Origin of the sequence: Falsiroseomonas algicola, assembly GCF_011040385.1 — a bacterium.
Classification (GTDB): domain Bacteria; phylum Pseudomonadota; class Alphaproteobacteria; order Acetobacterales; family Acetobacteraceae; genus Falsiroseomonas; species Falsiroseomonas algicola.
The window spans coordinates 55837-75371 of record NZ_JAAIKB010000006.1; the positions used below are offsets into that span (position 1 = coordinate 55837).

General features: G+C 69.8%; 21 protein-coding genes and 1 other RNA gene. 11 read left to right on the forward strand and 11 right to left on the reverse strand.

Annotation, left to right across the window (positions count from 1 at the left end):
* Nucleotides 1-2: 2 nt before the first annotated feature.
* Both G3576_RS15850 and nudC read right to left on the reverse strand, forming a co-directional pair.
* A complete protein-coding gene (locus G3576_RS15850) occupies nt 3-302 on the reverse strand; it encodes a hypothetical protein (RefSeq protein WP_164695402.1) in 300 nt (99 codons plus the stop codon).
* Nucleotides 299-1228 carry an NAD(+) diphosphatase gene (gene nudC, locus G3576_RS15855; RefSeq protein WP_164695403.1) on the reverse strand — a complete coding sequence of 310 codons (930 nt, stop codon included), beginning with the start codon at nt 1226-1228 and terminating at the stop codon, nt 299-301. Before nudC ends, G3576_RS15850 begins: the two co-directional genes overlap by 4 nt.
* Nucleotides 1229-1417: 189 nt before the next feature.
* Here nudC and ffs point away from each other — a divergent pair.
* The 4 genes from ffs to recR all read left to right on the forward strand — a co-directional run bounded on the left by ffs (nt 1418) and on the right by recR (nt 4653).
* An RNA gene (ffs, locus tag G3576_RS15860) (signal recognition particle sRNA small type) lies at nt 1418-1516 on the forward strand.
* A 46-nt stretch (nt 1517-1562) separates the two neighbouring features.
* The gene (locus G3576_RS15865) at nt 1563-3494 is read left to right on the forward strand and encodes a DNA polymerase III subunit gamma/tau (RefSeq protein WP_164695404.1); all 1932 of its coding nucleotides are present in this window, start codon (nt 1563-1565) and stop codon (nt 3492-3494) included.
* Nucleotides 3495-3502: 8 nt separating this feature from the next.
* Nucleotides 3503-3829, forward strand: coding sequence for a YbaB/EbfC family nucleoid-associated protein (locus G3576_RS15870; RefSeq protein ID WP_164695405.1), 327 nt, complete (start codon nt 3503-3505; stop codon nt 3827-3829).
* Between the two features lie 224 nt (nt 3830-4053).
* Nucleotides 4054-4653 carry a recombination mediator RecR gene (gene recR, locus G3576_RS15875; protein ID WP_164695406.1) on the forward strand — a complete coding sequence of 200 codons (600 nt, stop codon included), beginning with the start codon at nt 4054-4056 and terminating at the stop codon, nt 4651-4653.
* Nucleotides 4654-4964: 311 nt separating this feature from the next.
* On the opposite strand, the gene G3576_RS15880 is transcribed toward recR, so the two are convergent.
* A complete protein-coding gene (locus tag G3576_RS15880; protein WP_164695407.1) occupies nt 4965-5294 on the reverse strand; it encodes an NIPSNAP family protein in 330 nt (109 codons plus the stop codon).
* Nucleotides 5295-5452: 158 nt separating this feature from the next.
* Here G3576_RS15880 and phnC point away from each other — a divergent pair, with 158 nt between their 5' ends.
* The 5 genes from phnC to G3576_RS15905 are packed head-to-tail and all read left to right on the forward strand — an operon-like array spanning nt 5453 to nt 9401.
* Nucleotides 5453-6280 carry a phosphonate ABC transporter ATP-binding protein gene (gene phnC / locus G3576_RS15885; RefSeq protein ID WP_164695408.1) on the forward strand — a complete coding sequence of 276 codons (828 nt, stop codon included), beginning with the start codon at nt 5453-5455 and terminating at the stop codon, nt 6278-6280.
* 51 nt (nt 6281-6331) lie between these two features.
* On the forward strand, nt 6332-7297 hold the full coding sequence (phnD, locus tag G3576_RS15890; RefSeq protein WP_164695409.1) for a phosphate/phosphite/phosphonate ABC transporter substrate-binding protein: 966 nt from the start codon (nt 6332-6334) through the stop codon (nt 7295-7297).
* A 3-nt stretch (nt 7298-7300) separates the two neighbouring features.
* Complete coding sequence (phnE, locus tag G3576_RS15895) at nt 7301-8206, forward strand: phosphonate ABC transporter, permease protein PhnE (protein WP_164695410.1); 906 nt, start codon at nt 7301-7303, stop codon at nt 8204-8206.
* A 4-nt stretch (nt 8207-8210) separates the two neighbouring features.
* Nucleotides 8211-9074: a phosphonate ABC transporter, permease protein PhnE gene (gene phnE, locus G3576_RS15900; RefSeq protein WP_164695411.1), complete on the forward strand. Its 864-nt coding sequence runs from the start codon at nt 8211-8213 to the stop codon at nt 9072-9074.
* Nucleotides 9075-9119: 45 nt separating this feature from the next.
* On the forward strand, nt 9120-9401 hold the full coding sequence (locus G3576_RS15905; protein WP_207622854.1) for a hypothetical protein: 282 nt from the start codon (nt 9120-9122) through the stop codon (nt 9399-9401).
* On the opposite strand, the gene G3576_RS15910 is transcribed toward G3576_RS15905, so the two are convergent.
* Both G3576_RS15910 and G3576_RS15915 read right to left on the reverse strand, forming a co-directional pair.
* Entirely contained in the window at nt 9394-10524 is a 1131-nt protein-coding gene (locus G3576_RS15910) for an ATP-grasp domain-containing protein (protein ID WP_164695412.1), read from the reverse strand. The two genes, G3576_RS15905 and G3576_RS15910, sit on opposite strands and share 8 nt — an antisense overlap.
* A complete protein-coding gene (locus G3576_RS15915; RefSeq protein WP_164695413.1) occupies nt 10521-11894 on the reverse strand; it encodes a cytochrome P450 in 1374 nt (457 codons plus the stop codon). The genes G3576_RS15910 and G3576_RS15915 overlap by 4 nt, the downstream gene beginning before the upstream one ends.
* Before the next feature lie 73 nt (nt 11895-11967).
* Here G3576_RS15915 and G3576_RS15920 point away from each other — a divergent pair, with 73 nt between their 5' ends.
* Together G3576_RS15920 and crtD are read left to right on the forward strand one after the other, a co-directional pair.
* Nucleotides 11968-12714, forward strand: a complete 747-nt coding sequence (locus G3576_RS15920; RefSeq protein WP_164695414.1) for a hypothetical protein — start codon at nt 11968-11970, stop codon at nt 12712-12714.
* 5 nt (nt 12715-12719) lie between these two features.
* Nucleotides 12720-14201 (forward strand): 1-hydroxycarotenoid 3,4-desaturase CrtD, encoded by a 1482-nt coding sequence (crtD, locus tag G3576_RS15925; protein WP_164695415.1) that lies wholly within the window; start codon nt 12720-12722, stop codon nt 14199-14201.
* On the opposite strand, the gene G3576_RS15930 is transcribed toward crtD, so the two are convergent.
* The 6 genes from G3576_RS15930 to pufA form a co-directional block, all read right to left on the reverse strand.
* Nucleotides 14188-15711 carry a phytoene desaturase gene (locus G3576_RS15930; protein ID WP_164695416.1) on the reverse strand — a complete coding sequence of 508 codons (1524 nt, stop codon included), beginning with the start codon at nt 15709-15711 and terminating at the stop codon, nt 14188-14190. The two genes, crtD and G3576_RS15930, sit on opposite strands and share 14 nt — an antisense overlap.
* Before the next feature lie 22 nt (nt 15712-15733).
* On the reverse strand, nt 15734-16171 hold the full coding sequence (locus G3576_RS15935; RefSeq protein ID WP_164695417.1) for a YqaA family protein: 438 nt from the start codon (nt 16169-16171) through the stop codon (nt 15734-15736).
* A 129-nt stretch (nt 16172-16300) separates the two neighbouring features.
* Nucleotides 16301-17368 carry a photosynthetic reaction center cytochrome PufC gene (pufC, locus tag G3576_RS15940; RefSeq protein ID WP_164695418.1) on the reverse strand — a complete coding sequence of 356 codons (1068 nt, stop codon included), beginning with the start codon at nt 17366-17368 and terminating at the stop codon, nt 16301-16303.
* Entirely contained in the window at nt 17365-18345 is a 981-nt protein-coding gene (pufM, locus tag G3576_RS15945) for a photosynthetic reaction center subunit M (protein WP_164695419.1), read from the reverse strand. Before pufM ends, pufC begins: the two co-directional genes overlap by 4 nt.
* Before the next feature lie 18 nt (nt 18346-18363).
* On the reverse strand, nt 18364-19188 hold the full coding sequence (gene pufL / locus G3576_RS15950) for a photosynthetic reaction center subunit L (RefSeq protein ID WP_164695420.1): 825 nt from the start codon (nt 19186-19188) through the stop codon (nt 18364-18366).
* Nucleotides 19189-19308: 120 nt separating this feature from the next.
* On the reverse strand, nt 19309-19488 hold the full coding sequence (pufA, locus tag G3576_RS15955; protein ID WP_164695421.1) for a light-harvesting antenna LH1, alpha subunit: 180 nt from the start codon (nt 19486-19488) through the stop codon (nt 19309-19311).
* Nucleotides 19489-19535: the final 47 nt, after the last annotated feature.

Here is a 19535-nt window from a genome sequence, read left to right on the forward strand (position 1 = left end):
GCTCAGAAGCCGGAGCGGCGCACCGGCTCCACGCCGCCGCCGCGGGTGATGCCGCGCCGCGCCAGGCAATCCGCATAGGCACGGTTGACCACCTGCTCCCGCTCCCGCTCCACCCGGTCGCGGTTGTTGGGGTTCTCCAGGTTCAACTGCCGGAACATCGCCTGGGCGCCGGGCACGCGCTCGGCCTCCGCCCGGCATTCGGCCATGACGGGCGTTTCCGCCTGGCGCGGCGCGGGGTTGCCGCAGGCCGTCAGCACCATGACAGGCAGCAGCACGGGAAGGGCAGCGTAAAGGGGCTTCATGCGCCGTGCTCCAGCCAATCCTCGATCAGGCGTCGCGCGATGGAATCGATGCGGGGCAGGGAGAAACCATGCGCCGCGGCGTCGCGCATCTCCTCCCGCGTGAACCAGCGGGCGTCCTGCAATTCCTCGGGGTCGATGGTGATGGCGTCCGTGAGCCCCTCCGCGTGGAAGCCCAGCATGATGGAGGCCGGGAAGGGCCAGGGCTGGGAGGAGTGGTAGAGCACCTCGCCGACCTCGACGCCCGTCTCCTCCTTCACCTCGCGCCGCACCGCCTCCTCCAGGCTCTCGCCGGGCTCCACGAAGCCGGCGAGGGTCGAATACATCTTTGAATTGGGGAAGCGGTGGGAATGGCCGAGCAGCGCGCGGTCGCCGCGCACCACCAGCATGATCACGGCCGGGTCGGTGCGCGGGAAGTGCTGGGCGTTGCAGTTTGTGCAGACCATGACGTTGCCGGCGCTGCGCGGCGCGCATTCGCCCCCACAGACGCCGCAGAAGCGGTGCCGGGTGCGCCAATGCATCAGGCCGCGCGCATGGGCGAGGACCGAGGCCTCCCCGGCCGGCAGCAGGCCCGCGACCTGGCGGAGGTCGGTGAAGCCGCCCATGCCGTCCGGCAGCAGGGGCAGCGGATCCTCGGCCGCGGAGCAATCGACCGTGAAGACCGGACGACCCTCCCACAGGCCGAGGAAGGCCCAGGGCCCGCCGGCCATGCGCACGGCCTCGGCCGCGGCGCCGGTCAGCAGCACGGCCTCCGGCTTCCCCGCCTCCACGCCCTTCATCAGGCTGCGGCTGCGCCAGACGGGGGCGAAGAGGGTCTCGGGATCGGCGAGGGCCTGGGCGATCCAGTCCTGGTCGTCGCGCCGGTGGCCGGCGCGATCGAGGGGGCTGCCCGTATAGGCATTGGGACGGCTGGCGGGGACGGAGAGCATCGCGGCCGACCCTGCCACGCGGCCCGCGGCCGGTCCAGGGAGGGAGATCACGAGCCGGGGTGTCGCCCTTGCGGCGCGGGGGGCATTGCCCTTGCGGCGCGGGGGACATTGCCCTTGCGACGCGGGGGACATTGCCCTGGCGGCGCGGGGGGCATTGCCCCAGGGCGCCGGAGACCCGATATTGGGGGCGGAAGGTCGGCGACGGACGTGCTCCTCGCCAACCCGGTCAGGTCCGGAAGGAAGCAGCCGTAACGAGTTCTCGCGCGGGTCGCCCGCCGGCCTTCCACCTTTCTCTGGCCCCTTCTCCGGGCGCCCGCTAACCCCGGACAACCGCATGGCCAGCGACATCTTCGGCAATCCGCTCCCGCCCGAGGCCCCCGAGGATGAGGGGCTGCCGCCGCCCCCGCCGCAGGAAGGACCGGGGCTGTTCGGGGAGCCCGATCCGCCGACCGCCGCTGCGCCGCCGCCGCCGCCCGCGCCGCCAGCGCCCGTTGCTGCCAGTGGCACGCCCTATCGCGTGCTCGCCCGCAAATACCGCCCGCAGAACTTCGCCGACCTGATCGGGCAGGAAGCACTCGTCCGAACGCTGAGAAACGCCTTCGCGCAGGGGCGGGTGCACCACGCCTTCATGCTCACGGGGGTGCGCGGCGTCGGCAAGACGACGACGGCGCGCATCATCGCCCGCGCGCTGAACTGCATCGGCACCGACGGCAAGGGCGGGCCGACGCCCGATCCCTGCGGGGTCTGCGCGGAATGCCGCGCCATCCTGGCGGACCGGCACCCGGACGTGCAGGAGCTGGACGCCGCCAGCAACAACGGCATCGACGATGTGCGGGAATTGCGGGAGCGGCTGCGCTTCCGCCCCGCCCAGGGCCGCTTCAAGGTCATCATCCTGGACGAGGTCCATATGATGTCCACGGCCGCCTTCAACGCGCTGCTCAAGACTCTCGAGGAGCCGCCGCCGGACGTGAAGTTCATGCTGGCGACGACCGAGTTGCGGAAGGTGCCGACCACCATCCTCAGCCGCTGCCAGACCTTCCATCTGCGCCGCGTGCCCCAGGACCAGCTTCTCGGCCATTTCCAGCGCATCTGCGGGCTGGAGGAGGTGCCGGCGGAGGCGGAGGCACTGGCCATGGTGGCGCGGGCGGCCGATGGCTCCGTCCGCGACGGGCTCTCCATCCTCGACCAGGCCATCGCCATGGCGGGCGGCGGCGGCGTGACCGCGGAAGCCGTGGTGGACATGCTGGGCCTCGCGGAGCGGGGCTTGGCCGTCTCCCTCATGGAGGCGCTGATGGCGGGCGATGCGGCCGCCGCGCTGGCGCTGTCCGAACAGGCGCATGCCCGCGGCACCGACCCCGGCGTGGTGCTGTCCGACCTGCTGGAGCTGACGCATCTGCTGAGCCGGATGAAGTCGGTGCCCGCACTGCGGAAGGACCCCGCCCTGCCGGAGGCCGAGCGCGTGCGCGGCGCGCAGCTGGCCGATCGCCTCTCCATCCCCGTGCTGGCGCGCTGCTGGCAGATGCTGCTGAAGGGGATGCAGGAGGTCGCGCAGGATGGCGTGGACCGCCGCGCGGCGGCCGAGATGGTGCTGATCCGCATCGCCCATGTGGCGGAGTTGCCGACGCCGGGGGACCTGGTGCGGCGGCTGACGGAACAGGGCGTCTCTGCGCCGGCCGGGCCCGCCGCACCGCCACCGGGCGGTGGCGGGCTGCGGGCGATTGCCGGAGGGGGCGCGGGCGGCGGCGCGGCGGTGGCCGTGGCGCAGGCCGTTGCGGCGCCGGTGGAAGCCGTGGCGCCGGTGGTGGCGAGCTATCGCGACATCGCGGCGCTGGCGCATGGGCGGAAGCCGATGCTGCACGCCCACCTGGTGCACAGCGTCCATCCCGTGAAGGTCACGCCCGGACGGGTGGAGATCCGCACCAAGCCCGATGCCCCGCGCGACCTGGCGCAGCAGATCACGGCGCTGCTGCTGGAGTTCACCGGCACCCGCTGGACCGTGGCGCTGTCCAATGCCGAGGGCGAGCCGACGCTGGCCGATCAGGGCCGCGCGGCGGAGCAGGACCGGCGCGCGCTGGCCCGCACCCATCCGCTGGTGCAGGCGGTGCTGGAAGCCTTTCCCGGGGCCACGATCGAGGCGGTGCGCGATGCCAGCCTCGACAATTACGGGCTGCCACCCCCCTCGATCGATTCCGACCCGGGGCGCGACTTCGCGCCGCCGGATGCGGAGCCGGTCGGGCTCGACGACGACATCTCACCGGAGGATTGAGCGACGCCATGAAGAACCTCGGCAACATGCTGAAGCAGGCGCAGCAGATGCAGACCCGCATGCAGGAGATGCAGGCGAAGCTGGAGGCCTCCGAGGTGGAGGGCGGCTCCGGCGGCGGGATGGTGAAGGTCCTGCTTTCCGGCAAGGGCGACCTGCGCCGCCTGACCATCGACCCGTCCCTGATGGATGACCGGGAGGTGCTGGAGGACCTGATCGTCGCCGCCCATGCCGACGCCAAGCAGAAGGTGGAGACGATGATGGCGGAGGAGATGCAGAAGGCGACGGCCGGGCTGAACATCCCGGGCGGCCTCGGCGGGCTGAAGCTGCCGTTCTGATGCCATCGGTCGCCTTCGGCGCCTCGATGGCATCAGACCGTTTTTGATGACCTCAAGCGCGTCGGGCCGTAGGCACGCCTTTGGCGTGACGCGCGGCCTCCGGCCGCTTGGCTCGCCGGACTGTCGGCGGGCCGCAGTCGCGGCCTCGCCCGCCGGTGGCGGGCGCATCGGAGCTTTTCTCGCACAAGCTCTCCCGCCCTACGGGAGAGTAGCAGGGCGTCCCCTTGTCACTGCCGAATGATCCGATCGAGCGGCTGATCGCGCTGCTGGCGCGCACGCCCGGCCTTGGCCGGCGGAGCGCGCGGCGGGCGGTGCTGAAGATGCTGATGAAGCCGCAGGAGACGATGCTGCCGCTGGCGGAGGCGCTGACGGCGGCGGCCGAGGCCGTGCGGCCCTGCCAGGTCTGCGGCAACCTCGATGCGCAGTCGCCCTGCGGCATCTGCACCGACCCGCGGCGGGACCGGCACCTGGTCTGCGTGGTGGAGGGCGTGGCCGACCTCTGGGCGCTGGAACGCGCCCATGCGCATCACGGGCTCTACCATGTGCTGGGGGGCACGCTCTCGCCGCTGGCCGGCATCGGGCCGGAGGACCTCTCGATCCAGCCGCTGCTGCGGCGGGTGGAGCAGGAGGGGGTGAGCGAGGTGATCATCGCCCTGCCGGCGACGGTCGATGGCACGGCGACGGCGCATTACCTGACGGACCGGCTGAAGCCCGCGGATGTCACCGTCACCAGGCTGGCGCAGGGGGTGCCGATGGGCGGCGCGCTGGATGTGCTGGATGAGGGCACGCTGGCGGCGGCGCTGCGGGCGCGGCGGCCGGTGTAACTGGTCACGGGTGTGACTTTTTAGTCGCTAAGTGACTTAAGCCGATTATGCCGTTTATGCGCGTTTAGCACCGTTTTCGAGGGGGTGCGGAGGTCGCAGAAGGGTGGCGGCGTGGTGAACATAGCCGGAACCCAAGGCGCGGCGCCAGCGCTTTCGCGGGCTACTTCGGGGGAGGCTTTGCCTCCCCCGGACCCCCACCACCAGGGCCGAACCGGCCCTGGACCGTCCTCGGTTTCATATCCGGCGGTCCAGGGTCGCCTTCGACCCTGGCGTGGGGGGTATCGGGGGGAGCGGCGCTCCCCCCGGGCCGATCAGCCGGCCTTGAACTTGCTGTAGAAGCCGGTCGGGCGGACGAAGCGGTTCTCCTGCTTCACCAGCAGGCCGCGGGAGGCGCTTTCCTTGAGGTAGGCGCCCCAGGCGGGATCGGCGGCCATGGCCGTGCGGCGGCGGTCGCGATCCGCCAAATCCGCATAGCCCCAGAGATGGACGACGGTGTTCAGCTCCCCCTCCACCGTCGTGTACCAGCCCAGGCAGTTCTCCAGGTACTTGGTCTGCAGCGGCCAGGCCATGGTCTCGTAGAGCGAGACGAACTCGGCCAGCTTGCCGGGCGCCGTGGTGTAGATGCGCAAGTCGACGATCATCGGGCAGTTCCCCCTGGGGTTGGGCGCGGAGGATCGCCCAGGGCGGCGGAGCGCGGAAGGGCCCGCCCCTCGGAATTGCTGCCACGGGACCATCATCCCTCTGCAACGCCGATGTCATAGGGTGCATGTATAGGCCGCACCATCGAAGGGCGGCGGGGATGCTGGAGCTTCAGGGTCTGACACGGCGATTCGGTTCGGTGACGGCGGTGAATGACGTCCGCCTCTCGATCCCGGATGGCCAGATGGTGGGGGTGATCGGTCGCTCCGGCGCGGGCAAGTCCACGCTGCTGCGGATGATCAACCGCCTGACCGAGCCCTCCGAGGGCCGCATCCTGCATGACGGCCAGGACATCACCGCGCTGCGCGGTTCCGCGCTGCGGCGCTGGCGCACCGACTGCGCCATGATCTTCCAGCAGTTCAATTTGGTGCAGCGGCTGGATGTGCTGACCAACGTCCTGGTCGGGCGGCTGAACCACCGGCCGGGCGTGATGGGCACGCTGACCAGCCTGCTCTGCCTCTTCACCGCGGAGGAACGGGCACTCGCCATCCAGGCGCTGGACCGCTTCGACCTGGCCGATACCGCGCTGCAGCGCGCCGATACGCTGTCCGGCGGCCAGCAGCAGCGCGTCGCGATCTGCCGCGCCCTGATGCAGGAGCCGAAATTCATCCTGGCCGATGAGCCGATCGCGAGCCTCGACCCGCGCAATGCGCGGACGGTGATGGAGGCGCTGCGCCAGGTGAACCGGGAGGATGGCATCACCGTGCTGACCAACCTCCATCACCTCGATACCGCCCGGCATTATTGCGACCGGATCGTCGCCATGCAGGCCGGGCGCGTGATGTTCGATGGCCCGCCCGCCGCGCTGACCGGGGAGAAGGTGCGCGAGATCTACGGCGTGTCCGAGGACGAGTTCGACGAGCAGGCCGAGGAGGCTGTGAAGCCCAAGGCCCAGCGCGCGCCGAAGGCCGGTCTCGCCATCGCCTGAGTGGCGTGCGGCGGGATCGGCGGCGTTCTTCCACCCAACGGAGAGACCCGCATGATCACCCGTCGCCTGATGCTGGCCGCCGCCGCGGCGGCCCCCTTCCCCGCGCTTGCGCAAGCGCCCGCCCCGGCCATGCCCGCGGCCGGCCGCCGCGCCTGGGCGCAGCAGGTTCCCCAGATCCGCATCGGCCTGCTGGGCGGCGAGAACGAGTCCGACCGGCTCGGCCGCTACGACGCCTATCGCCAGCTCATCGAGACGACCTTCGGCGTGCCCGTGCGGCTTTTCCCGGCTTCCGACTATGCCGGCGTGATGCAGGCCTTCAGCGCGCGGCAGATCGAGATGTCCTCCATGGGCGCCTCCGCCTATGCCGGCGCCTGGCTCGACACCAATGGCGGCGTGGAGCCGCTCTTCGTGGCGCGGGAAGCGGATGGCAGCATCTCCTACATCGCCGTCATGGTGGTGCGGGCCGATAGCGGCATCACGAGCCTGGAGCAGCTGCGCGGCAAGTCGCTGGCCTGGGCGGACCCGAACAGCACCAGCGGCTACCTGGTGCCCCGCAGCGAGCTGCGGGCGGCCGGGATCAACACGGAAAGCGGGCAGTACTTCTCCCGCACCGGCTTCGGCGGCGGGCATGAACAGGCGGTGGTCGCGGTGCTGCAGCGCCAGTATGATGCGGCCGTGACCTGGGCCTCCGGCCAGGGCGACGAAGCGCAGGGCTTCACCCGCGGCAACCTTCGCGCCATGGTCGAGAAGGGGATGCTGAACATGCGGGACCTGCGCATCATCTGGCGGTCGCGCCCGATCCTGAACGGGCCGATGACGGTGCGCGCCGACCTGCCGGCGGCCTTCAAGGCCGACATCACCGCCTTCCACCTGGCGCTGGCCACCGCCCATCCGCAGATCTACGCGCAGGTCGAGCGCGGCGGCGGGCTCGGCTACGCGGCCGTGACGCATGCGCAGTTCGAGCCGATCGTGCAGCTGCGCCGCGAGGAAGCGGCCGAGCGGCGCCGGCGCAGCTGATCCGTGTCCGCGGCGCTTCCCCTCCCCCGCCTTCCCGCCGTGCCGCGGATCGAGGCGGATTTCCAGGCGGCGCGCCGCGCCCGACGCAACGCCACCCTCCTCTGGGGTGGCGTCCTGCTGGTCTGCATCTATGTGGCAGCCCTGGTCAGCGAGGCCTCGCCGGCCGCGATCCTGGCCGGGCTGCCGCGCATCGGCGAGTATTTCTGGCGCACCCTGCCCACCTTCCGGTGGGAGGTGTTCTTCGCGAACTGGGAGACGGAGGGAAGCTTCGCCTCCTGGATGTACCGGGCCGACAAATGGGCCTGGCTGATCTTCGAGACGGCGCAGATGGCGCTGCTGGCGACGCTCGGCGGCACGCTGGTGGCGCTGCTGCTGTGCTTCCCGGCGGCGCGCAACATGGCGCCGAACGCCTGGGTCTATCACCTGGCGCGCCGCTTCCTGGAAGTATGCCGGACAGTGCCGGAGATCGTCTTCGCGCTGATCTTCGTCTGGGCCTTCGGCATCGGGCCGCTCGCCGGCATCCTGGCCATCGCCATCCACACCATCGGCGCCAATGGCAAGCTCTTCGCCGAGGTGGTGGAGAATGCGGAGCCGGGGCCGGTGGAGGGCATCCGCGCCGCGGGCGGCAACTGGTTCCACCGCGCGCGCTTCGGCATCCTGCCGCAGGTCGCACCCAATTTCCTGAGCTACGCGCTGCTGCGATTCGAGGTGAATGTGCGCGGCGCCAGCGTGATCGGCTTCGTCGGCGCGGGCGGCATCGGGCAGGAGCTCTACCAGGTGATCGCGTTCAATTATTACGAGGAGATCAGCGCCATCGTCGTGCTGATCATCCTGGCGGTCGCGCTGATCGACGTGGTGTCGGAGAAGCTGCGCATGGGGCTGAACGCGGCCGCCGGCGGGAAGGGCTGAAGCGATGGCGCTGGCGCAACCGACCCCGGAGCAGATCGCGGCACTCCGCGCCCGCTATCCCCATGCCTTCGGCGCCACGCCCGCCACCCGCGCGCTGCGGGCCGTGACCTGGGCGGTGGGGATCGGCTGGCTGGTCTTCCTGTTCTGGTGGTTCGACATCACGCCGGCCCGGCTGTGGAACGGTCTGTCCGGGCTCGGCACCATCGTCACGCTGATGATCCCGCCCTCCCCCGGGGAGCAGTGGGAGGAGATCCTGAAGGGCATCGCGGAAAGCATCGCGATGGCCTTCCTCGGCACGCTCTTCGCCGCGATCATCGCGGTGCCGCTGGGATTCCTCGGCGCCAACAACGTGGTGACGAACACGCTGGCGCATTTCTCGTTGCGACGCGTCTTCGACGGCTTCCGCGGCGTGGACCAGTTGATCTGGGCGCTGGCCTATGTGCGCGCCGTGGGGCTCGGCCCGCTGGCCGGCGTGCTGGCCATCGCGACGGCCGATATCGCGGTGCTGGCCAAGCTGTATGCCGAGGCGATCGAGAATGCGGAGAAGCGCCAGGCGGAGGGGATCGATGCGGTGGGCGGCAACCGGCTGCTCCGCACCCGCTTCGGCCTGCTGCCGCAGGTGCTGCCGGTGATGGTGGCGCAGGCGCTCTATTTCCTCGAATCCAACACGCGGTCGGCCGCCATCCTCGGCGTGGTCGGCGCCGGGGGCATCGGGTTGCAGATCGCGGAGCGCATCAAGGTGCGCTACTGGGACGAGGTCGCCTTCATCATCATCCTGATGATCGCGGCCGTCGCGCTGATCGACATGCTGTCGGCGCGCATCCGGCGCCGGCTGATCGGGGATCGCGAGGGGATCGCGAAGCGCTGAGAATCATGACGGGAACGGGGCCGCGGACGATCGCGTTCGGGCCGCATGATCCTGCAACTCGATCCCCCGCTGCCGATGACGACGCCGAAGGGTGAGGGGATCGCGCATTTCCTCATCGACTACGGTGCCGAGACCCATTTGATGTGGGTCGTCTTTATGGATGCCGATGGCTCCTGCTGGACGGTGCCGAATCCGGAGGTCCGGATGGCACCGAACTGGTCCATGGGCCGCCGGCCGCTGCGGGCGCCGCGCGTGCCGCCGCCGGCGAATGAGCTGCGCGTCGATCCGGCCGCGGTGGCCGCCGCCAACGGCATGCCGCTCAAGTAGCACCGTCGAACCAGCCGACATCGAGCGTCGCGACCTCTCCGAAGGGCACGCCTTTCCGGGCGGCGTCGCGGATGATGGGCCAGGACGTGTAGGGCATGACCAGAAGCGGCCAGGGGTCGCGCGCCTGCCAGCAGACGTCGCGCGTGGTGAGCAGGCGCTTGAGATTCGCGCCGAAGGGCCCGCCCTTGAAGAGGGAAAGCTGCGTCTCCGTCAGGCAGGACCAGAATTGCTGCAGCGTGCGTTCCGGGCGGTGGCGCGGGGGCGGCGCGGTGGGATCGGCGAGACTTCTCGCGATGTCCGCGGGCTCGAAGAAATGCAGGCCGCTGGTCGTGCGCGGGTTGCATTCGATGCCCCAGGGCGTGCCCTGCGCATCCACGATCAGGTCGAAGCTGATGAAGCCGGACCAGTTCGCACGCTCGATGAAGCGGGCGGTCCAGGCCTCGATGGCGGGGTGGTCCACCCGTTCGAAGGAGACGGCGACCGAGCCCGAGAATTGGGCGCCGCGATAGACGGTGGTGGCGAGGACCCGGCCCTGATGGGCGAGGGAGCAGGTGCTGAACTCCTCGCCCACGATCAGGCGCTGGACGAGATGGGGATCGGCCTCGGTCGGCAGGGGATCGCCGGCGGCCAGGCGCCGGACGCCGCGGCCGGAGCAGCTATGCACGGGCTTCACGACCACCGCGGCGCTCTGCGCCAGTTCGGCGGCTTCCGGCGTGCCGAGCGGAAGGCTCTCCGGCACCGTCACGCCGTAGTCGAGGCCGGCGCGGACGAAACCGCCCTTGTGGTGCAGGGCAAGGACCTGGTCGGGCGGCATGGTAGCGACTCTCGCGCCGGGGGGCAGCAGGGGCGCCAGATGCGCGACATGCATCGTCTCCTCCGACACCGGCAGGACGAGCTCCGCGCGCTCCTCCCGCACGATCTTCGCAAGCGCCTCCAGATAGGCGCGCTTGCCCGCGCTGGGCGGTGGGACGCGGATGGATCGGGCGACGTCGCGCGACGATCCGCAGAGGTGGCGCGCGAAGGGCTCCGCGACGACGACGCGCCAGCCGATGGCGGCAAATCCGCGGGCGAGGTCGAGGGCCTTGGGCAGGCGACCCAGCGTCAGCACCACCGTCCGCGTCATCGCGCGCGCGTCACCCGGCACATGACCTGGCGCACCGGCCGCGTCGTGAGGCGCGCGGCGGGGCGGACGGCGGCGGGGTTCTCCACCTGGAAGTCGAAATGGCGGAAGAGGCGCGCGATGAGCAGCGTCGCCTCCACCGTCGCGAAGGCGGCGCCGGCGCAGATGCGGGGGCCGATGCCGAAGGGGATATAGGCGCCCTGCGTCAACTCCGACTTCCGTTCCGCCGTGAAGCGGTCGGGGTCGAAGACGTTGGGGTCCTTCCAATAGAGGCGGTGGCGGTGCAGCACCCAGGGCGCCACCATGATCAGCGCGCCGCGCTTCACGCGATACTCGCCGATGCGCGTGGCTTCGTTGGCGACGCGCGGCAGGAAGGTGATGGGCGGGTAGAGGCGCAGCGTCTCGTTGAAGACGTTGCGCGTGAAGACGAGGCGGCGCGTCTGTTCGAAGCTGATCGGCCCATCGCCACAGACCTCCGCCACTTCGGCGCGGATGCGGGCGACGAGTTCCGGGCGCGTGGCCAACAGGTAGAAGCACCAGGTGAGCGCGCTGGCGCTGGTCTCGTGCCCCGCCAGGAACAGCACGCCGAGCTGGTCGATCAGCTCCTCCCGCGTGAAGGCCTTCCCATCGACGTCATGCGCGGCGACGACGGCGCTGGCGATGTCGTCGAAGCTCTGGCCGGCATCGAGGTGACTGTCCAGCAGATCGCCGAGGCAGCGGCGGATCAGCGCGCAGCTGTCGAGCACTGCCTGGGTCTGGGGAATCTTCGTCCAGGCGCGATCCATGATGAGGCGGCGGATCTCCACCTGCGCGACGCTGCGCTCGAAGAAGGTGAAGGCGTCGAAGACCTCATGCGCCACGGTCGTGGCCAGCGAGGTGGAGAAGACGGAGCGGCAGATGATGTCAGCCGTCAGGTGGCTCATGGCGAGGTCGAGGGAGAAGAGTTCCTTCGATTGCGCCTGCGCGTGCAGCGTCTCCTCGTATTCGGCGGCGCCGGCTTCCATGCTGGCGAAGGCGCGGTTCACGCGCATCAGGGTCAGCGCGGGGTCCATCATGGCGCGCTGGCGCTTCCAGGTGGCGCCGGAACTCACGAAGATGCTGTCGCCGATCAGCGGCTCCAGCGCATTCACCATCAGGTCCGATTTCGGGAAGATGCCCTGCGTGTCCACAAGGACATCGCGCACCAGCCTGGGCTCGTTCACCACCACGATGGAGCGGCGGGAATAGCCGAGCGGCCCGATCGGCATGCGGTAGGCCTCGGCCGGCAGCAGGCCGAGCAGATTGCCCTCCCCCTGCAGCAGGGCGCGGAACAGGGAGATGATGGGGGAGCGCGGCGTGGGGTGCGGCGGGATGAAGGGCGCGGTCATCGACATGCGACACTATCCCTCGCTTTACACCACGAAGTGTCAAGTGGCATTGTCACTTCCGTCACACGAGGAGCGATGGATGGAGCTGCTGGTGTTCCATGGCCTCATCGCCGCGCATATCGTCACGGGCAGCACGGGCGCCATAGCCTTCTGGGTGCCGGTGATCGGGCGCAAGGGCGGCGTGAACCATGCGCGCTGGGGGAAGGTCTTCGCCTATGCCATGCTGGCGACAGGCAGCTTCGCCGTCTGCATGAGCCTGATGACGCTGGCCGATCCCTTCGGCACGCATCCGCACCTGGAAGGGCAGTTCGACGCGAACTTCATCCGCGGGCTGTTCGGCTGGATGATGCTGCATACGGGCATCCTCACGATCAACCTCGCCTGGTATGGCTGGCTCGCCATCCGCAACAAGGGGCGGCACGCGCTGAACCGGACGCCGCTGAATGTCGGGCTGCAATACGCGGTGATGGCGGCGGCGTTGGCCTGCGCCGTCGATGGCTGGCTGATCGGGCAGCATCTGATGATCGGCATCGCGGTGGTCGGCGTGGCGACGGGGCTCACGAATCTCTGGTTCATCCACAAGCCCCAGGTGGAGCGAGCGGACTGGCTGAAGGAGCACATCAAGGCCTTGGTCGGCGCGGGCATCAGCGTCTACACCGCCTTCATGGCCTTCGGATCGGTGCGCATCTTCCCTGAGCTGGCCTTGCATCCCGGCATGTGGTCGGTGCCGCTGATCGTGGGGCTCGCCATCATCATCTGGCATCGGCTCGACATCGACCGGAAGGCGCGGCGGGTGCGGGCGCGGCGCGTGGGGGCGGCGGCCTGAACACCATGCGCGTGGTGGTGATCGGCGCGGGCATGGGCGGGCTGGCCGCGGCCACCGACCTGGCGCGGCGCGGCGCGGAGGTCACGGTGCTGGATCGCGCGGCCGCCGAGGGCGGCAAGGCGCGCCATGTGATGGTGGACGGCGCGGGCATCGATGGCGGCCCCACCGTCTTCACCATGCGCTGGATTTTCTCGAGTTTGTTCGAGGATTGCGGGCGACGGATCGAGGATTTTCTCGAGCTGTACGCAGCGGAGACGCTGGCACGGCATGCGTGGCGCGCCGGCGGGCGGCTCGACCTGTTCGCCGATGTGGAGCGGAGCGCCGACGCCATCGGGGAGTTTGCGGGCGCAGCCGATGCGCGGGGGTATCGCGACTTCGTCGCGCGCAGCGGCGACATCTTCGCCACCCTGAAGGACAGCTTCATCGCGGGGCAGCGGCCCTCGCCGCTCGACCTGGTGCGGCGGGTCGGGCTGTCGCGGATCGATGCGCTGTGGCGGACGATGCCCTGGGCGACGCTATGGCAGGCGCTGGGCGGCTATTTCACGGACCCGCGGCTGCGGCAGCTCTTCGGCCGCTACGCCACCTATTGCGGCTGCTCCCCCTTCCTGGCGCCGGCGACGCTGATGCTGGTGGCGCATGTGGAACAGGACGGCGTCTGGCTGGTGAAGGGCGGCATCAGGCGCGTCGCCGCCGCCATCCGCGAACTCGCAGAAAGCCAGGGGGCGCGCTTCCGCTTCGGGGCGGAGGCCGCGGAGATCATCGTGGAGGGCGGACGCGTCATCGGCGTGCGGCTGATGGATGGCGAGCGGATCGAGGCCGATGCCGTGGTCTTCAACGGCGATGTCGCGGCGCTCGGCCAGGGGCTGCTCGGCGAACGCGCGCGGCGCGGACTGCGCGATACGCCGCGCGCGGCGCGGTCGCTCTCCGCCATCACCTGGTGCGTGAAGGCGCCGACGCGCGGCTTCCCGCTGATGCACCACAACGTCTTCTTCGCCGAGGATTACGCGGACGAGTTCGACGCGGTCTTCCGCCGCCGCCAGGTGACCGCGGCGCCGACGGTCTATCTCTGCGCGCAGGATCGCGGGCATGGGGAGGTCGCCGCGGGTGCGGCGGAGCGCATGCTGCTGCTGGTGAACGCCCCCGCCGATGGCGATCGCGGCGAGCCCGATCCACGCGTGCTGGCGGATATCGAGGCGCGCAGCACCGCCCTGATGCGCGATTGCGGGCTGGAGATCGGGTCCGGCGAAAGCGTCACGACGACGCCGGCCGGCTTCCATCAGTTGTTCCCCGGCACCGGCGGCGCGCTCTATGGGCGCGCGAGCCATGGCGCGACGGGCACCTTCGCGCGGCCGGGTGCCACGGGTGGCGTGCGCGGCCTCTATCTCGCCGGCGGCTCCGTCCATCCCGGCCCCGGCATCCCGATGGCGGCGATGTCCGGGCGCCTCGCCGCGGCGAGGCTGCTGGAGGAGTCGGTCAGCCGGCCCTGACCAGCGCGCTGCCATGCGGCACGACCTGGTCGAGGATCTTTGCCGAACTCACCACGCCCGGCACGCCGGCGCCGGGATGGGTGCCGGCGCCGACGAGATAGAGGCCGGCGACTTCCTCGCTGACATTGTGCGGACGGAACCAGGCGGACTGGAAAAGCTGCGGCTCCAGCGAGAAGGCGGCGCCGTTCACCGACAGCAGCCGGTCGCGGAAATCCTGCGGCGTCAGCAGCCGCGACGTCACGATGGACTCGCCAAGGCCGGGCAGCACCGTCCGCTCCAGCCGCTGCTGGATGGCGGCGCGATAGGGTTCCGCCTGCGTCGCCCAATCCGTCCCGCTGCCGAGATGCGGCACGGGCGAGAGGACGTAGAAGCTGTCACAGCCCGGCGGCGCCATCGACGGGTCCGTCGCCGTCGGCCGGTGCAGGTAAAGGGAGAAGTCCTTCGCCAGCTTCTTGCGCTTGAAGATGTCGGCCAGCAGCGCCTCGTAGCGCGGCCCCAGCACCATGGTGTGGTGATAGACATCGTCGAAGCGGCGGTTGGTGCCGAAATACCAGACGAAGAGCGACATGGAGTAGCGTGCGCGGGCGACCTTGGAATCGGTCCAGCGCTTGCGCTTCGTCTCGCTGAGCAGCTTCGAATAGGTCCAGCCGACATCGGCGTTGGAGACGACGACATCGGCCGCGATGTGTTCGCCGCCGCACAGCCGCACGCCGGTGGCGCGGCCGTCCTGCACCGTGATCTGCTCGACCTCCGCGCCGTAGCGTAGCCGCCCGCCCTGGCCCTCGATGAGGCCGACCAGGCCGTTCACCACCGCGCCCATGCCGCCCATGGCGTAGTGCACGCCGTGCAGCCGCTCCAGATGCGCGATCAGGCAGTAATAGGCCGTGGTCGTCATCGGGTTGCCGCCGATGAGCAGGGGATGAAAGCTGAAGGCGACGCGCAGCTTGGGATTGGTGAAATAGTCGCCGACCTTGCCGAAGACGGTGCGCCAACCACCAAGCCGGATCATGTCCGGCACCGCGGCCAGCAAGGTGGACAGCTGGTGGAAGGGCTGATCCGCGAGCTTGGCGAAGGCGACGTCGAAGATGCGTTCGCTGGTGGCGATGAAGCGCTCGAAGCCCGGCAGATCCTCCGGCGCGATGCGCGCGATCTCGGCGCGCGTGGCGTCGAGGTCCGCGGAGCAGTTCATCACCGTGCCGTCGTCGAAGCGGATCTGGTAGAAGGGGTTCATCGCCCGCAGGTCGAGGTCATCCGCCATGCGGCGGCCGCACAGCGTCCAGAGTTCCTCCAGCAGGTAGGGCGCGGTGATGATGGTAGGGCCGGCATCGAAGGTGAAGCCATCCTGCCGGTAGACATAGGCGCGGCCGCCGGGGGCATCGAGCTTCTCCAGCACCGTCACGCGCCAGCCGCGCGCGCCCAGGCGGATGGCGGCGGCGAGCCCGCCGAAGCCTGAGCCGATGACGAGGGCATGGGGCCGCGGATCGGCGTGGAAGGCGATGCCGTCCATCATGGGTGTTTGTCCTGGCGGGGTTTCAGGCGAGGCTGAGCGTCGCCCAGGCGAGGACGACGTAGCGCGCGGTCTTGGCGATGGCGACCAGCAGCAGGAAGGTGGGCAGGGGCTCCCTCAGCACGCCGGCGACGAGCGTCAGGGGATCGCCGATGAGGGGCGCCCAGCTCAGCAGCAGGGACCAGCGGCCCCAGCGATGGTACCAGCCCGTGGCGCGGTCCAGCGCGGCGGGCGGCACCGGGAACCACCGCCGGTCGCGGAAGCGGTCCACCTGCCGGCCGAGCCACCAGTTGAGCACCGCGCCGAGCGTGTTGCCGATGCTGGCCACCAGCACCAGCAGCCAGGCGGGTGTCTCCCCCAGCAGCAGCAGCCCGACCAGCACGGGTTCGGATTGCAGGGGCAGCAGGCTCGCCGCGCCGAAGGCGGAGGCGAAGAGCCCGATCAGTTCGGCGAGGCGTGTCATCGGCCCGGATATGCCCCATTGGCCGATGGCCCGGAAAGCGCCGCGGCCGGCCCCCTTTGCCAGGGGGCCGGCCGCGGCAGTCTTGGCACCGGTCCGGCGCCCGGCCAGCGCGGCCGGGCGCCGCGCCGGTCATTCGGCCGAGGCCGCGCGGGCGGGGCCCGCGCTGATCAGCCGCAGTTCCGGATAGCCTTCCAGCATCGGCGCCCCGTAGAAGGGCCGGTTGGCACCCTGGTGGCAGGTGGCGCAGTTGATCTTCAGCGCATCCCCACCCGGGCCAAGGCGCGCGCCATGCGGGCCATCCGCCGGACCACGCGGATTGGCGGCCCAGAGGGGCTGCAACGGCGTGATGTAGGCAGTGTTGAGATCCCGCACCATGCGGATGCCGTGCCATGCCGTCAGGCGCGCCGGCGGGCTGGTTTCCCAGTTCGCGAAGGAGCGGCTGTTGTGGCAGTGGGTGCAGTTCACGCCGAGCCCCTCGCTCATCGTCATCATGAGCGAATAGGTCCACTCCGCCTGCATGGTGTTGGCCGGGTTGCGGCCAGGCAGGGAGGAGTTGCTGATCACGCGGATCTCGTTCGCCTGCAGCAGGAAGGGCGTGAAGGGATCGCCGGGCAGCGAGCTGTCATTCGCCGCCGGCGCGGGATGGTTCTGGCCACGCTGCGCCTGCAGGCCGGAATGCGGGAGCACTGCGGTGGCCCACACCTCGGATGGCACCGGCTGGCCGCGGTGGCAGGTGTAGCAGGTGACGCCGACCTGGCCGACATGCGCCGTCCAGTCCGTGTTGATCCGCCGCGTCATCTGCAGCATCCGGCGGGACACGACCTTCGTGTAGACCTCGTCGGAGGCCATGTTCTCCGGGTTGTGGCAGTAGGTGCAGCCCTGCGCCGGCGCGATCCATTCGGTCATCGCCTGCATGATGCGGCCGAACTGCGCGGCGCTGAGTTCGCCCAGGACCTGGACGTTCTCATAGAGCTCGGACGCCTTCGGGCCATCGGTGTCGGCGGCCTCCGGCACTTCCGGCAGGCGGTTGGCCGCCACCCGCACCGCCAGGGTGCGGGGGTTGTTCAGATCCTGCATGCCGACACCGCGGAAGCCGATCTGCGTGCTGCGTACCGGCGGCCGCTCGAAGCTCAGCACGATCACGACCGTGCAGACCAGCGCGGCGAGGCCGAGCAGGACCTGGGTGGAGAACCTCATCGCGGGGCTCCTTGCAGGAGTGAGGGATCGGCCACCGGAGCCCAGAGGGCGGGGTAGGACGGTGCGAAGTGACGATCCACGGCCCAGAGGTACCAGTTGTCGACGACGGTGCCGGTCAGGAGGATGCCGATGCCGCCCGTGATCGGGCAGAGGACGGCGAACCACCAGGCCCAGCGATGGATGCTTTCGAAGCTGGCGTTGAAGCCCATGCACCAGCGCCAGAAGAGGCCACCACGTTCCGCCGCGGTGCCGCGGTCCAGCACCAGCTCGATCTCTCGTTCGCCGCCGTAGCGGCCGAGCGCCAGGATCGTGGCGCCATGCATCGCGAAGAGCAGCGTGGAGCCGTAGAGGAAGACGATCGAGAGCGCGTGGAACGGGTTGTAGAAGAGGTTCCCGTAGCGGATCGAGAAGGCGGCGGTCCAGTCGAGGTGCGGGAAGATGCCGAAGGGCACCGCCTCGCTCCAGGAGCCCATCAGGATCGGGCGGATGAAGCCCAGCACCAGGTAGAGCCAGATCGCGGCCATGAAGGCCCAGGCCACATGCGTGCCCATGCCGAGCTGCCGTGCGCGGCGATAGGTACGCGCCCACCACAGCAGGATGGACAGCGTCAGGAAGAAGCCAGCGACCAGCCACCAGCCGCCTTCGCGCAGCGGCGGCATGCGCAGGCCGTACTGCGCCGGCGGCGGTTCGAGCGCCAGCCAGAACAATTGCCGGATGAACTGGCCGATGTTCCAGTTCACGGAGGCCAGCATGTTCAGGCCGATGATCTCGAAGGCGATGAAGCCGAAGAAGATCGAGAGGATGCCGAGCTGGCCGAGATAGATCGGGCCGACCTGCGCATCACCGAAGTAACCGAACAGGCGGACGAGGCGGGAGCCGCCTTCCCGCGGCACGTCGCCGCGGGGAAGCGGGACGCCGGGGTAAGGGGTGGGACCCCTGACCTGCACCCGGGTGAAGAGGTTCTGATATTCGGGCATGGCTGTTTCCTCCTCGCCTCACTTCCAGATCGGCATGTTGAGCCACCAGCCCCACCATTCGGGCCAGCCGCGCGTCCAGAAGGGCCCGCTGATGATGATGCACACCGCGCTCCAGAAGCCCGCGGACAGCGCCAGGAACAGGCCCAGGCGATGGATGCCGAGCGTGCCGATGGAGTAGCCGATGAGATCACGGAAGTAGGTGTTCTCATGCTCCGCCGTCTTCACCGGCTCGCCCTTCGGCGGGTTCAGCGCGGACAGCACCAGGCCACCATGCATCGACAGCGCAAGCACGGTCGTGAAGAAGAAGGTCACGGCGAGCATGTGCGCGGGGTTGTAGTGGAAATGCAGGTGCTGGTAGCCGACGTTCGACACCCAATCGAGGTGCGACCAGATGCCGTAGGGGAAGCCGTGGCCCCAGGCGCCCATCAGGATGGGCCGGAACACGACCAGCGTGATGTAGGCGAAGACCGCGACGCCGTAGGCGATCGGCACATGGTAGCCCATGCCGAGCTTGCGGGAGATCTCCGCCTGGCGCAGTGCCCAGGACACGAAGGCCCCGATGGCGCAGACGGTGATCGCCTGCCAAAGCCCACCTTCCCGCATCGGCGCCAGGCGCAGGCCATAGGCCAGGTCGGGCGGCGGGATGTTGATGAGCCAGGGATTGAAGGTCCCCTGGATCGACGCCCCCATCAGGATCAGCCCCACACCGATGAAGGTGAAGAAGGCGGTGGTGATCCCGAAGAAGCCGATCCAGAACGGCCCTATCCAGAAGTCGAACAGGTCACCGCCCACCAGGGTGCCCCCGCGGACGCGATATTTCCGCTCAAAAGTCAGCATCGCCATCGCTTGACGCTCCCATCAGGGCGGGACGAGTGCCCGCCGTGCCGTGCCGTCCTCGACAGCGGGCGGAGCCCGCTGTGCTTGCCTCGCCCGCTGTCGCGGAGCGACACTGGCGCGATCCGCCTATCGCCCCACGGGTTGCCCCGGGGTGAAGGTCGGGCTCGTGGCGCACCAGCCCCAGTGGTCGCAGTAGCGGGGCGAGCTCAGCACCACGATGTGGAGCAGGGCTGCGACCGCGAGGACCGCGACCATCGCCAGGAACAGCGACCGGCGGGGATCAACCACCATCCAGATCTTATGCATGGATCTTCTCTCCTTCGTTTCGTCGTGTCCGGGCCTTCGGCCTCAGC